12 protein-coding genes are annotated in these 13,819 nt (G+C 69.2%); 6 read left to right on the top strand and 6 right to left on the bottom strand.

Going from position 1 to position 13,819, the window contains the following annotated elements; translation table 11 throughout:
• Positions 1-40: 40 nt before the first annotated feature.
• On the bottom strand, positions 41-769 hold the full coding sequence (locus tag OHA64_RS12955) for a pectate lyase (protein ID WP_405623956.1): 729 nt from the start codon (positions 767-769) through the stop codon (positions 41-43).
• Positions 770-1,208: 439 nt separating this feature from the next.
• The gene (gene nadA, locus OHA64_RS12950) at positions 1,209-2,393 is read right to left on the bottom strand and encodes a quinolinate synthase NadA (RefSeq protein ID WP_405612331.1); all 1,185 of its coding nucleotides are present in this window, start codon (positions 2,391-2,393) and stop codon (positions 1,209-1,211) included.
• 276 nt (positions 2,394-2,669) lie between these two features.
• Here nadA and OHA64_RS12945 point away from each other — a divergent pair, with 276 nt between their 5' ends.
• Complete coding sequence (locus OHA64_RS12945) at positions 2,670-3,026, top strand: iron-sulfur cluster assembly accessory protein (RefSeq protein ID WP_030794551.1); 357 nt, start codon at positions 2,670-2,672, stop codon at positions 3,024-3,026.
• A gap of 110 nt (positions 3,027-3,136) precedes the next feature.
• On the opposite strand, the gene OHA64_RS12940 is transcribed toward OHA64_RS12945, so the two are convergent.
• Together OHA64_RS12940 and OHA64_RS12935 are read right to left on the bottom strand one after the other, a co-directional pair.
• Entirely contained in the window at positions 3,137-5,326 is a 2,190-nt protein-coding gene (locus OHA64_RS12940; protein ID WP_405612329.1) for a hypothetical protein, read from the bottom strand.
• Positions 5,327-5,476: 150 nt separating this feature from the next.
• Entirely contained in the window at positions 5,477-5,686 is a 210-nt protein-coding gene (locus OHA64_RS12935) for a hypothetical protein (protein WP_405612327.1), read from the bottom strand.
• Positions 5,687-5,869: 183 nt separating this feature from the next.
• Here OHA64_RS12935 and OHA64_RS12930 point away from each other — a divergent pair, with 183 nt between their 5' ends.
• On the top strand, positions 5,870-6,844 hold the full coding sequence (locus tag OHA64_RS12930; RefSeq protein WP_405612325.1) for a carbohydrate kinase family protein: 975 nt from the start codon (positions 5,870-5,872) through the stop codon (positions 6,842-6,844).
• A gap of 104 nt (positions 6,845-6,948) precedes the next feature.
• Here the strand turns inward: OHA64_RS12930 and OHA64_RS12925 are convergent, their stop codons facing one another.
• A complete protein-coding gene (locus tag OHA64_RS12925; protein ID WP_405612323.1) occupies positions 6,949-8,328 on the bottom strand; it encodes a cysteine desulfurase/sulfurtransferase TusA family protein in 1,380 nt (459 codons plus the stop codon).
• Positions 8,329-8,626: 298 nt separating this feature from the next.
• Here OHA64_RS12925 and coxB point away from each other — a divergent pair, with 298 nt between their 5' ends.
• The 4 genes from coxB to OHA64_RS12905 all read left to right on the top strand — a co-directional run bounded on the left by coxB (position 8,627) and on the right by OHA64_RS12905 (position 13,129).
• Complete coding sequence (gene coxB, locus OHA64_RS12920) at positions 8,627-9,586, top strand: cytochrome c oxidase subunit II (RefSeq protein WP_405612321.1); 960 nt, start codon at positions 8,627-8,629, stop codon at positions 9,584-9,586.
• The gene (gene ctaD, locus OHA64_RS12915) at positions 9,583-11,325 is read left to right on the top strand and encodes a cytochrome c oxidase subunit I (RefSeq protein ID WP_405612319.1); all 1,743 of its coding nucleotides are present in this window, start codon (positions 9,583-9,585) and stop codon (positions 11,323-11,325) included. The genes coxB and ctaD overlap by 4 nt, the downstream gene beginning before the upstream one ends.
• On the top strand, positions 11,322-11,720 hold the full coding sequence (locus tag OHA64_RS12910) for a cytochrome c oxidase subunit 4 (RefSeq protein WP_405612317.1): 399 nt from the start codon (positions 11,322-11,324) through the stop codon (positions 11,718-11,720). Before ctaD ends, OHA64_RS12910 begins: the two co-directional genes overlap by 4 nt.
• A 131-nt stretch (positions 11,721-11,851) precedes the next feature.
• The gene (locus tag OHA64_RS12905) at positions 11,852-13,129 is read left to right on the top strand and encodes an Ig-like domain-containing protein (protein WP_405612315.1); all 1,278 of its coding nucleotides are present in this window, start codon (positions 11,852-11,854) and stop codon (positions 13,127-13,129) included.
• 132 nt (positions 13,130-13,261) lie between these two features.
• Here OHA64_RS12905 and OHA64_RS12900 read toward each other — a convergent pair whose 3' ends face one another.
• The gene (locus OHA64_RS12900) at positions 13,262-13,663 is read right to left on the bottom strand and encodes a hypothetical protein (protein WP_405612313.1); all 402 of its coding nucleotides are present in this window, start codon (positions 13,661-13,663) and stop codon (positions 13,262-13,264) included.
• Positions 13,664-13,819: the final 156 nt, after the last annotated feature.

Genomic DNA, 13,819 nt, shown 5'->3' with positions numbered 1-13,819 from the left:
CCCGGCCCTCCTCGTTCGGTGCGTGCGCTGCCGACGCGGATCATCGGTAGGTGACGGCCGAGGCGCTGTAGCGGCAGTTCGTGCCGTCGGGGCCGCTGCCCAGTTCGGTCGGTTCGGCGCCGCTGTCGTTGCCCCGGAATCGTTCGCACACGGTGATGTCCCGGCTGGCGCCGCCCGTGAGCGTCACACCCGAGATGACGGCCGTGTCCCCGTAGTTGGCGTTGATGCCGGCCAGCACCTTGCCGGGGCCGGCCGCCCGCACGCCGCTGATCACGACGTGGCGCCGGTACTGGGTGCCGCAGTTGCCGCAGGAGCGGTAGAGCTTGCCGAAGGCGGCCACCTGGAAGTTCCTGATGGTCAGCGTGCCGGCGCCGTTGTGCTGGAAGACCTTGTCGTCCGCGTTTCGCGCACCGCCTCCGTCGACCAGGTACGTGGCCGAGGCGGACGTGCCCTTGAAGGTGGCCGCGTCCTCGCCGACGTCCTCCCACCAGACGTTGCGCAGGGTGCAGCTGCCCAGGCAGTGCACGCCGTCGGCGGCCGGGTCGCCCAGGATCACGTTCTGCAGCACGGCACCGTCGGCGAGTTCGAACAGGGGGCCCTGGTCCTCGGACTGGCCGTCGGTGCCGAGGCTGCCGGAGCCGCTAAAGCGCTTCAGACCGCCGTCATAGGTGCCGGAGACCTCGATGGTCGCGGTCACCCCGCGTTCACCGGAGGCGGTGGGCCAGGCGCCGTACGAGGTGCGGGGTGTGGACGGGCCGGAGGCTCTCACCGCAACCGGGCTCCGCTTCTTCGCGGGCTTCGTCGGTGATGCGGAGACCGACGGTGACGCGGAAGCGGACGGGGACGCCTGCTCGGTTGCGGTGGGCGACGACTGCGTGCGGTACGTCGTGGGCGACGGCGTGGATGCCCCGACCACCGGGGTGGCACCGGGGCGCGCCAACAGGGCCGCGCCGAGCACCACCCCTCCGGTGAGCACGGTGGCCAGTACGGCGATCAGGACAGGCCGACGGCGACCGCTCGGTACGCCCCGCCGGTGGCGCGGGGCGGCTGTTCTCTTGCTCACGTGGTCCCCTTCGCAGGCCCGATTACCCCCCCCGTGTCGCCACCGAGGACACGAAGGTTGCCGTGGTGGCTGGAAATCGTTGGCAAAAATCCGGGCCCGGCGGTGACGGGCGCTCCACGCCCGCCCCGCCGTGAGCGAGTGCCGGTTACGGCAGGGCGAGCATCCGCTCCAGCGCCAGCTTCGCGAACGCCTCGGTCTCCTGGTCCACCTCGATCCGGTTGACCAGGTTGCCCTCGGCGAGGGACTCCAGGGTCCACACCAGGTGGGGGAGGTCGATGCGGTTCATCGTCGAGCAGAAGCAGACCGTCTTGTCGAGGAAGACGATCTCCTTGCCCTCGGGCGCGAAACGCTTCGCGAGGCGGCGGACCAGGTTCAGCTCGGTGCCGATGGCCCACTTCGAGCCGGCCGGAGCCGCCTCCAGCGCCTTGATGATGTACTCGGTCGAGCCGACGTAGTCCGCCGCGGCCACGACCTCGTGACGGCACTCGGGGTGCACGAGCACGTTCACACCGGGGATCCGGGCGCGCACGTCCTCGACCGACTCCAGGCTGAAGCGGCCGTGCACCGAGCAGTGGCCCCGCCAGAGGATCATCTTCGCGTCGCGCAGCTGCTCCGCGGTCAGCCCGCCGTTCGGCTTGTGCGGGTTGTAGAGGACGCAGTCCTCCAGGGACATGCCCATGTCCCGCACGGCGGTGTTGCGGCCGAGGTGCTGGTCGGGCAGGAACAGCACCTTCGACCCCTGCTCGAAGGCCCACTCCAGGGCCCGCTGGGCGTTCGAGGACGTGCAGATCGTGCCGCCGTGCCTGCCGGTGAACGCCTTGATGTCCGCGGAGGAGTTCATGTACGAGACGGGCACGACCTGCTCGGATATGCCGGCCTCGGTCAGCACGTCCCAGCACTCGGCGACCTGCTCGGCGGTGGCCATGTCGGCCATCGAGCACCCGGCGGCGAGGTCCGGCAGCACGACCTTCTGGTCGCCGCTCGTCAGGATGTCCGCGGACTCCGCCATGAAGTGCACACCGCAGAACACGATGTACTCGGCCTCCGGGCGGGCGGCCGCGTCCTTGGCCAGCTTGAAGGAGTCGCCCGTGACATCGGCGAACTGGATGACCTCGTCGCGCTGGTAGTGGTGGCCGAGGACGAACACCTTGTCGCCGAGTTTCGCCTTGGCCGCGCGGGCGCGCTCGACCAGGTCCGGGTCGGACGGCGAGGGCAGGTCGCCGGGACACTCGACACCCCGCTCGCTCTTCGGGTCGGCCTCACGGCCGAGGAGCAGCAGGGCAAGAGGAGTCGGCTGTACGTCGAGCTCCGGGGTCTGGACGGTGGTCACGACACTAACCCTCTACTTTTCTCTACTTTTCGTCGAATTGACGTTATCTATGATAACCCGCTTCACGTCACTTTGACGATGGTCATAACGTCGATGTGACGTGAATCCCGGCACCGGGGATGGAGGCCGCTGTTCGCATGAGCGCGGGTGTGCGAGCATGAATGACAGGAAAAGGAAAGAAGTGGGAATCCGAGTCCTCGGCCCGGAATGAATCCGCGGCCCCGTCGGTTGCAACCGTCGGCAAGGCAGTCTCCGTACAACCCGGGAGAGATGTAGATGTCCGTATCGGACGAGACCAGCACCGTCACCGACGGCATCATCCTGTCCGACGCCGCCGCGGCGAAGGTCAAGGCCCTGCTCGACCAGGAAGGCCGCGATGATCTGGCGCTGCGCGTCGCCGTTCAGCCCGGCGGCTGCTCCGGCCTGCGGTACCAGCTCTTCTTCGACGAGCGTTCCCTCGACGGCGACGTGGTCAAGGACTTCGACGGCGTCAAGGTCGTCACGGACCGCATGAGCGCCCCGTACCTGGGCGGCGCGTCCATCGACTTCGTCGACACCATCGAGAAGCAGGGCTTCACGATCGACAACCCGAACGCGACCGGCTCCTGCGCCTGCGGCGACTCCTTCAGCTGACCCCCACCGGCAGCTGAACAGCGAGAAGGCGGCGACCCCCTCCGACAGGGTCGCCGCCTTCGCGCATGTCCGGGACGGGGTCGTCGCGTCCCGTCCCGGACGTCCTCGGGTCAGCGCGCTTCGGACGTCTGAGGCAGTCGTGCCCCCGCCTTCTGCAGCGGGATCCCCTTGCCGTCCGAGCCCACGACCGCCCGGTCGCCCAGCGGCTCGTCCAACTGCACGGTCTTCTGGAACTCCTTGGCGATCATGATGCAGACCTTGTCCGGCCACCGGGTCTCGGTCACCTTCACGGTCACCTCGTCCCCGCTCTCGCTCGCGGTCACCTTGTAGTCGGCGCACACACCGCCCGTGAAGGTCACGGTCAGCTCCCGCCCCTCGGCCGTGTAGCCGTCCACGTGGACGTTCCGCGGAGCCGGTGCGGCGGTCGGCCGGTCGCCCGGTTGGGACGGCTGTGTGGACGGCCTGCTCGGCTGCGCGGACAGTGTGGGCGAGGTCACGTACTCCGGGTCGACCGCCGGATACGTCACCGTGAAGTCGTTCTGGGCGCCCGCCGCCCGTACGTCGAAGAGCCAGGACGGCACCAGCGCCTGACGCCCGTCCACGGTGTGCGGGGCCAGCCCGAACACGGCCTTGTCGACCGTGAGCGTCTCCTTCGCCGGGGTTGCGGTGGAAGAGCCACAGGGCGCTTCGAGCCGGTCCTTCATCGGTACCGGAGTGGCGCAGCCGCCGATGCCCATGCGGTGGCCGGACCCGGGCGCCGCGTTCAACAGCGCCAGCGTCTCCTTCGCGCTCAGCACGGGATACGTGTCGCCCTTCACCGGCGCCTTCAACTGGCCGTTGCCGCTCAGCACCTGGCCCTGCGCGTCGACGGTCACACCCGTCGTCCAGCCGTACGTGGGCAGGTCGCCGACCACGGGTTCGGCGTTCACGATCCGCTGGGCGCCCAGGGTCCGGCTCGCGTCCAGCTTCGTGTCGTCCTGACCCGCCGCCTTCAGGACCGGCGCGGCCGCCTTCTTCGCGACCGCCTCGCTCACCGGGTCACCGCTCGGATCGGCGGGGGTCTTGGCGCACGTGGTCGCGCCCTGGCAGTTGTCGGTGCCGGGGGAGTAGCGGTGGAAGGTCCAGGTGCCCGGCGCCTGCCGGTTCACCTGGAGACTCGCTCCCATACTGTCCTTCGCCCCGACCGTCCAGGCCTGCCCCGTGGCCACGGGCTTCCCGTCGACCCCGAGGGCCCGGGCCAGTTCGGCCACCTCGCCCTCGCTCACCTGGCCCTGCGTCCGGTACACGGGCGCCGAGCCGGGGCCGTCGGGGAGCGTGCCGTCGGCGCGGTAGGTGACGCCGTAGGGGTTGGGCTCTCCGGGCGCGATGCCGTTCGTACCGCCGCCGCCCTCGGAGTAGCCGTCCAGAGCGAGCGGCGGGGGAGTGCCGTCACCGGACGCCCCGGACGTCGTACGCCCGCCCGCGCCCGCGGATCCGTCGGCGGCCGACGTGGCGAAGTACGCCCCACCGCCCCCGACCAGCAGCACGGCGGCGGCGACGGAGACGACGACGGCGGGCGAACGGTGCCGCCCCGAGCGGACTCCGCCGCCGCTGCCCTCGGCGTCATGGTCCCGGGGGATCTCGGCATGGGGAACGAGGGAGGGGACGGACGCGGGCCCCTCGGCGACGGCGCCGTCGGGACGCGCATCCTCGGCACGGGCGTCGTCGGGAAGGGCCTTGTCGAAACCGGCGCCGTCGGGGCGGCTCACGCCGGCTCCGGTCTTTTCCGCACGGGCCGCGGTTGCACCGGCCTCTTCCTCGCCGGCCTTTTCCGTACGGGCCGCGGCTACACCGGCCTCCGCCGCACGGGCCTCTTCCGCACGGGCCTCTTCCGCGCCGGCCGAGCTCGCACCGGTCTCCTCACCACCGGCCTCACCCGCGTGGGCCTCACCCGCAGCGGCAGCGCTCGCACCGCCCGCGCCTGCGTCGGCCTCTATCGCACCGGCGTCTTCCGTGCTGGCCGCGCGTGCGTCGGCCTCTTCCGTACCAGCCTCTTCCGCACCGGCCGCGCCGGCCGCGCCTGCACCGGCCGCGCCTGCACCGCCCGCGCTCGCACCGGCTTCCTCAGCACCGCCCGTGCTCGCACCGGCGTCTTCCGCACCGCCCTCGACAGAGCCGGCTCCGGAAGACTGCGCGGCGTCGGAGGCCTCAGCAGTTGCGCCCTTCGTCTCCGCGGCGCCCTGCTCCTCGGTGGAGCCACCGGCGCCCCGCTCCTCCACGGAGCCGTCGGCGTCGTCGTTGTCGGGTCGCTCGGTGTTCACCGCATCGCTCCTTCGGCTGCGCTTCTGTCCCTTGACCCTGACCCGACCCTGTCAAAAAGGTCGGCCACCGGGTCGTATCCCGCATCCCCTTTACGGGGGACAGCGATGGGACGCAGCGGGGGAGCGCGCGGTTCCCTGAAGAGCGCCGCCTCAGTCGCCGTACTCCGACATCGCGTCCAGCAGCCGGGCCGACCTCGACGGCACGGTCACGCCGTGGATGAGTGACGGGGAGACCGGGAGGGAGACGATCCGGTCGGGCGCCGACCAGTGGGGGACCATCCGGGCGCAGTCGCCGCGCAGCGACGCCAGGTCGCCCTCCAGGCCGGCCAGAGCGGGAGCGTGAAGCTCGAGGTTCGTCATAGCGGCACCGTAGGCACGCACACGCCTGCGAAGAAAGATCTACTATCGGGTAGTTTCGGCTGCTTCAGTGCCCCTCGCCGACCCGGTAGCGTGAACTGTCAATCCGCCCTCCCGTCGCCCGCAACCCGCCCTCCACTGAGCGCTATCGCGCGCCCCTGCTTATCTCACAGGAGAGTCAACACCGTGCGCATCGCAGTCACCGGCTCCATCGCCACCGACCACCTCATGACCTTCCCCGGCCGCTTCGCCGACCAGTTCGTCGCGGACCAACTGCACACGGTCTCGCTCTCCTTCCTGGTCGACAACCTCGATGTCCGGCGGGGTGGCGTCGGCGCGAACATCGCCTTCGGCATGGGCCAGCTCGGCACCCGGCCGATCCTGGCCGGCGCAGCCGGCTTCGACTTCGACGAGTACCGCGCCTGGCTGGACCGGCACGGCGTCGACACCGAATCGGTGCGCATCTCCGAGACGCTGCACACCGCCCGCTTCGTCTGCACCACCGACGCCGACCACAACCAGATCGGCTCCTTCTACACCGGTGCCATGAGCGAGGCCCGCCAGATCGAGCTGAAGACGGTCGCCGACCGTGTCGGCGGTCTCGACCTGGTCCTGATCGGTGCCGACGACCCGGAGGCGATGCTCCGCCACACCGAGGAGTGCCGCTCCCGCTCGATCCCCTTCGCCGCCGACTTCTCCCAGCAGATCGCCCGGATGAACGGCGACGAGATCCGGATACTGCTGGAGGGCGCGACGTACCTCTTCTCGAACGAGTACGAGAAGGGCCTCATCGAGTCCAAGACCGGCTGGACCGACGCCGAGATCCTTGCCAAGGTCGGCCACCGCGTCACCACCCTCGGCGCGCAGGGCGTGCGCATCGAGTGCGAAGGCGAGGACCCGATCGTGGTGGGCTGCGCGGAGGAGGAGCGCAAGGCCGACCCCACCGGCGTCGGCGACGCCTTCCGCGCCGGTTTCCTCTCCGGTCTCGCCTGGGGCGTAGGCCTGGAGCGCGCCGCCCAGGTCGGCTGCATGCTCGCCACCCTCGTCATCGAGACGGTCGGCACCCAGGAGTACCAGCTCCAGCGCGGCCACTTCATGGACCGCTTCACCAAGGCCTACGGCGATGAGGCCGCGACGGAGGTCCGCACGCACCTGGCCTGATCCCGCCCGGCGAAGGTCCGTCCGCTCCGGCGGACGGGCCTTCGCCCCGGGCAGCGGGTCCGCGAGGGCAGGCCGCACGGTCCCCGCGCCCCGGGACGGTCAGGTCAGGTCACCCTGCGGACCACATGGGCCGTCCCGTGGTCCGCCGGCTCCTCACCGACATACTCCTGGCCCCGCATCTCGCACCAGGCCGGGATGTCCAGCCGGGCCGCCTCGTCGTCCGAGAGGACCCGGACCGTGCCGCCCACCGGTACGTCCCCGATGACCTTCGCCAGTTCGATCACCGGGATCGGGCACCGCCTGCCGAGGGCGTCCACGACCAGGGAGTCCGCCCGTGCGGAGGTCGCGGTGGCGACCGGCGCCCCCAGCTTCTCCCGCACGTCGGCCACCGCCCCCGGGAGCACCTCCAGGAACCGCTCGACGTCCTGGGCCGTCGTCCCGGCCGGCAACGAAACCCGCACGTTTCCCTCACTCAGGACGCCCATCGCCTTCAGCACATGGCTGGGCGTCAGCGTGCTGCTCGTACAGGACGATCCGGACGAGACGGAGAAACCGGAGCGGTCCAGCTCGTGCAGCAGTGTCTCCCCGTCGACATAGAGACAGGAGAAGGTGACGATCCCGGGCAGCCGCCGCTCCGGGTCGCCGACCACCTCCACATCGGGCACCAGCCGCGGCACCCGCGACCGGATCAGCTCCGTCAGTTCCCGCAGTCGTAGCGACTCCTGAGCCGCCTCGGCCCGTACCGCCCGCAGCGAGGCCGCCGCCGCCACGATCGCCGGAATGTTCTCGAACCCGGCCGCACGCCCCGACTCCCGCTCGTCCGCGGGCCCTTGAGGAGCGAACCGCACCCCCTTGCGCACGACCAGCAGCCCGACTCCGGAGGGCCCGCCCCACTTGTGGGCACTCGCGGCCAACAGGGACCAGTCACCGGGCACCCGACCCCACCCCAGCGACTGCGCCGCGTCCACCAGCAACGGCACCCCCGCCGCCCGGCACACCTCGGCGACGGCCTCCACCGGCTGTTCCGTCCCCACCTCGTGGTTGGCCGACTGCAGACAGGCCAGCGCGGTGTCCGCCCGCAGCGCGCCCTCGTACGAATCCACGGTCACCGCGCCGGTCCGCAGCACCGGCACCTCGGTCACCGATCCACCGCCCGCCTCGAACACCTCGGCCGAATGAATTACCGAGGAGTGTTCGACAGCGGACACGATCAGGTGGCGTCCGACGCGACGACGGCCGGCCAGAGCACCGGAGATCCCGGTGTGCACCGCGCGGGATCCGGAGGAGGTGAAGGTGAGTTCGTCCGTACGGCAGCCCACGGCTTCGGCGGCGGCCTCCCGCGCCGCGTCCAACAACATCCGTGCCCGGCGTCCCTCCCTGTACAGACGTGCGGGATCCGCCCACCCCTCGTCGAGCGAAGCCTGTAGCGCCTGACGGGCGACGGGATGAAGGGGAGCGCCGGAAGCAGCATCGAAGTAGGCCACACGGCAACGCTAAGCCGCCGGTCGGTGCGATGTCCCCGAGGTGCGCGGTGAACTGCGCGACGAACCACAAACCACCCGCACCCGCACCACAAGCCGCATCCCCGAGCTATCAGGCGCGCGTCCCGTCCCTTCGGGGCGACCCGCGGCGCGTATGCCACCCTCCCCGCGAACCCCCGAACGGCGTCGGCTAGGGTTTGGTCCGCATAAACATCCAAACCCCTGCCCGACGCAGGGCGGCGACCGACCAGCGAGAAGGCCGCAGCCGACCGCGCGGGCGAGACTCTCGGGAAGGCGCTACGTGAGTCCCAACGGCTCCGACCGCTCGCCGCGGCGCCCGATGCGGCGGAAGCTGCTGCAGGCACTGACCGCGGGCCTGGTCCTGGCTACCGCAACCGGTTGCACATACGAGGACTTCCCCCGCCTTGGTATGCCCACCCCGACCACCGAAGAGGCTCCGCGGATCCTCTCCCTGTGGCAGGGATCATGGGCCGCCGCGCTCGCCGTCGGCGTGCTGGTGTGGGGTCTGATCCTGTGGAGTGCGATCTTCCACCGGCGCAGCCGCACCAAGGTCGAGGTCCCTCCACAGACCCGGTACAACATGCCCATCGAGGCGCTGTACACAGTGGTCCCGCTCATCATCGTCTCGGTCCTCTTCTACTTCACGGCCCGCGACGAGTCGAAGCTCCTCAGTCTGAAGGAGGAGCCCGACGTCACGATCAACGTCGTCGGCTTCCAGTGGAACTGGGGCTTCAACTACATCGAGCCCGTCGCCGGTTCCACCGGTGACGCGAAGACCGACAAGAACCTGGACGCGATTCCGGACAGGTTCAAGGAGGCCTTCCCGGCGAACGCCGGCGGTGTCTACGACGTCGGTACGCCCGCCACGAAGAACCCGCAGAACGGCAACCCCGGCCCGACCCTGTGGCTCCCCAAGGGCAAGACGGTTCGCTTCGTCCTCACCTCGCGTGACGTCATCCACTCCTTCTGGGTGGTGCCGTTCCTGATGAAGCAGGACGTGATTCCGGGCCACACCAACGCCTTCCAGGTGACTCCGAACAAGGAGGGCACCTTCATGGGCAAGTGCGCCGAACTGTGCGGCGTCGACCACTCCCGGATGCTGTTCAACGTGAAGGTCGTCTCCCCTGAGCGCTACGAGCAGCACCTCAAGGACCTCGCCAAGAAGGGGCAGACCGGTTACATTCCCGCGGGCATCGAGCAGACGGCCCATGAGAAGAACCGGGAGACGAACAACCTGTGAGCATCCTCAACGAACCCCAGGGTGCCGCGGCGGCGGAGCCCCACTACACGGACGAGTTGCCGGTCAGGCGCAAGCAGCCCGGCAACGTGGTGATCAAGTGGCTGACGACCACTGACCACAAGACGATCGGGACGCTGTACCTGGTCACGTCGTTCGCGTTCTTCTGCATCGGTGGCGTGATGGCGCTGTTCATGCGCGCCGAGCTGGCCCGTCCGGGCCTGCAGTTCATGTCGAACGAGCAGTTCAACCAGGCGTTCACGATGCACGGCACGATCATGCTGCTGATGTTCGCGACGCCGCTGTTCGCAGGTTTCACGAACTGGATCATGCCGCTTCAGATCGGCGCGCCCGACGTGGCGTTCCCGCGGCTGAACATGTTCGCCTACTGGCTGTACCTGTTCGGATCGACGATCGCGGTCGGCGGCTTCCTCACCCCGCAGGGTGCGGCCGACTTCGGCTGGTTCGCCTACAGCCCGCTCTCCGACGCGGTCCGCTCGCCGGGTATCGGCGCCGACCTGTGGATCATGGGCCTGGCCTTCTCCGGCTTCGGCACCATCCTCGGCGCGGTCAACTTCATCACGACCATCATCTGCATGCGCGCCCCCGGCATGACCATGTTCCGCATGCCGATCTTCGTGTGGAACGTGCTGCTGACCGCGGTCCTGGTCCTGCTGGCCTTCCCCGTGCTCGCCGCCGCGCTGTTCGCGCTGGAGGCGGATCGGAAGTTCGGCGCTCACGTCTTCGACTCCGCCAACGGCGGCGCCCTGCTGTGGCAACACCTCTTCTGGTTCTTCGGCCATCCAGAGGTGTACATCATCGCGCTGCCGTTCTTCGGGATCATCTCCGAGGTCATCCCGGTCTTCTCCCGCAAGCCGATGTTCGGCTACATGGGCCTGGTCGCGGCCACCATCTCCATCGCCGGCCTGTCCGTCACGGTGTGGGCCCACCACATGTACGTCACCGGCGGCGTCCTGCTCCCGTTCTTCTCCTTCATGACGTTCCTCATCGCCGTGCCAACGGGCGTGAAGTTCTTCAACTGGATCGGAACGATGTGGAAGGGGTCCTTGAGTTTCGAGACCCCCATGCTCTGGGCGACCGGCTTCCTGATCACCTTCACCTTCGGTGGTCTGACCGGTGTCATCCTGGCCTCGCCGCCGATGGACTTCCACGTCTCGGACTCGTACTTCGTGGTCGCGCACTTCCACTACGTCGTCTTCGGCACCGTGGTCTTCGCGATGTTCTCCGGCTTCCACTTCTGGTGGCCGAAGATGACCGGCAAGATGCTGGACGAGCGCCTCGGCAAGATCACGTTCTGGACGCTGTTCATCGGCTTCCACGGCACCTTCCTGGTCCAGCACTGGCTGGGTGCGGAGGGCATGCCGCGTCGTTACGCGGACTATCTCGCGGCCGACGGCTTCACGGCCCTGAACACGATCTCGACGATCAGCTCGTTCCTGCTCGGTCTGTCGATCCTGCCGTTCCTCTACAACGTGTGGAAGACAGCCAAGTACGGCAAGCCGGTCAACGTCGACGACCCGTGGGGCTACGGCCGCTCGCTGGAGTGGGCGACCTCGTGCCCGCCGCCCCGGCACAACTTCCTCACCCTGCCGCGGATCCGCAGCGAATCCCCGGCGTTCGACCTGCACCACCCGGAGATCGCCGCGCTCGACCAGCTGGAGAACGCCGGTCACGGTGACAAGGCTCTGGCCGGCAACGGCGGCAAGGAGGCCGGCAAGTGAAGATCCAGGGCAGGATGTTCATCTGGCTGAGCGTCTTCATCCTCGCCATGGCGATCGTCTATGGCGTGTGGTCGAAGGAGCCGGCCGGCACGACGGCCCTCTTCCTGGCCTTCGGCCTGTCCATCATGATCGGCTTCTACCTGGGCTTCACGGCCAAGCGGGTGGACGCCGGCGCGCAGGACAACAAAGAGGCCGATGTCGCGGACGACGCCGGTGAGGTCGGGTTCTTCAGCCCGCACAGCTGGCAGCCGCTCGCCCTCGCCATCGGCGGCGCGTTGGGCTTCCTCGGCGTGGCGATCGGCTGGTGGCTGCTGTACTTCTCGGCGCCGCTGCTTCTGATCGGCCTCTGGGGCTGGGTCTTCGAGTACTACCGCGGTGAGAACCGCACCCAGTAGCACAGCTCGAGCTCTCCGGAGCCCGGACACTCCGTAGAGGAGCGTCCGGGCTCCTGCTTTTGCAGCACAATCGGTACCCCGTCCGAGTTACCCAGCGCGCCGTGCTTGACAAAGCTTCCTAGCTTGAGGTCATGAACCACGATGAGCCCTTTCGCGGCATAGGAGCGCGCACGGCCGTCGGCTGCACACTGCTGCTGACCGCCCTGGGCGTCGGTGTCGCCGCCTGCAGCAGCGACGACCACTCGCTATCCGCCGAGCCGTACGACGCGGCGGACCAGATCGCCTTCAACGGCCCCGACGAGGACGGCAAGAAAGCCGACCCCGACAAGCCCCTGGAAGTCACCGCCGAGGACGACGACGGCCGCATCACGGACGTGACGGCCCTGGACGCCACGGGACGCTATGTGGCGGGCGAACTCTCCGCCGACGGCACCCGCTGGCACAGCACCTCCCCGCTGGCCGCCAACGCCCACTACAAGGTCCGGGTGAGCACCGAGGACGAGGACGGGGCCCCCGGCCGCAAGACCTTCACCTTCACCACCGGCAAGCCCGTCACGCAGAAGCGCCTGGGCGTGACGTTCGGGCCGAAGACGGGGGAGTACGGCGTCGGCCAGCCCATCACCGCCAAGCTGAACAAGCCCGTCAGGGACAAGGCGCAGCGCGCCGTCGTCGAACGGGCCCTCAAGGTGGACTCCACACCCGCCGCGCAGGGCGCCTGGCACTGGGTGGACGACAAGGAACTCCACTACCGGCCCAAGGAGTACTGGCCCGCCCACGCCGTCGTCCAGGTCCGCAGCAACCTGGAGGGCATAAAGATCAGCGACCGCCTGTGGGGAGGCAAGAGCAAACCGCTCAAGCTGACCACCGGCGACAGTGTCATAGCGGTGACGGACGCCGCGTCACACACGATGACCGTCTACAAGAACGACGAGGTCATAAAAGAGATCCCGGTCACCACGGGAAAGCCCGGCTTCGACACCCGCAACGGCGTCAAGGTCGTACTGGGCAAGGAGTACTTCGTACGTATGCGCAGTGCGACCGTCGGCATCTCCGAGGGCTCCTCGGACTCCTACGACCTGCCCGTCTACTACGCCACCCGGGTCACCTGGAGCGGCGAGTACGTCCACGCCGCCCCCTGGTCGGTCGGCTCCCAGGGCTCTGCCAACGTCAGCCACGGCTGCACCGGCATGAGCACCGGCAACGCCGAGTGGTTCTTCGACACCGTCCGTGAGGGCGACGTGGTGAAGGTCATCAACTCGGCCGGCAACACCATGGAGACCTTCGGCAACGGCTTCGGCGAGTGGAACCTCGACTGGGACAAGTGGCGCGGCGGCAGCGCCCTGGTGGCCGGCGACCCGCAGGGCCCGAGCTCGGAGGAAGCGGCACGACTGCGGCCACAGAGCGTCTAGAGCCGCGTCCAGAGCCGACCCGGCGGCAGCGGACCAAGAGGGGCTCCGCGCCGTATCGGAAGGCGGCTCCGCCGCGTGGGCGCGACAAGCTCCCACGGCTGCCGGCCGCCGCATCGCACCCGGAGCCGGGTCTCAGGCGCTCAGAGCCTTCTTCTCCCGCAGCAGCCCGGCCAGCGCCGCCGCGAACTCCACCGGATCCACGGGCAACGTCACAGCGGCCTCCGCACGGCTCCAGGTGGCCAGCCATGCGTCCTGAGGCCGGCCGATCAGCAGGAGCACCGGCGGGCAGTGGAAGACCTCGTCCTTGATCTGCCGGCAGACCCCCATGCCGCCCATCGGCACGGCCTCGCCGTCCAGGACGCAGACATCGATGCCGCCCCTGTCGAGCTCCTTGAGCACAGCCGCCGGAGTCGCACACTCCACGAACTCCACCACGGGCACATCCGGAGCGGGCCTGCGGCCGGTGGCCAACCGCACCTGCTCGCGGGTGTTGGAGTCGTCGCTGTAGACCAGCACGGTGGCGGTCGGCTGCATGCTTCCTCCGTGACATCGGCGTCGTACGGACCCAGACGGGCTCAGCCCGATGCCGCGGATGCTACTCCCTCGAGCAGTTCGTCAACACCTGTCGGAACGCCGCATCCATGGTCCATCCGGGCACTTTCCGGGCACAGCACGAGCTGCGAACACTCC

The organism is Streptomyces sp. NBC_00076 (genome assembly GCF_045041235.1).
Classification (GTDB): domain Bacteria; phylum Actinomycetota; class Actinomycetes; order Streptomycetales; family Streptomycetaceae; genus Streptomyces.
Note: the sequence above shows the minus strand (reverse complement) of the source record. Positions and strands in the feature narration are given on the sequence as shown.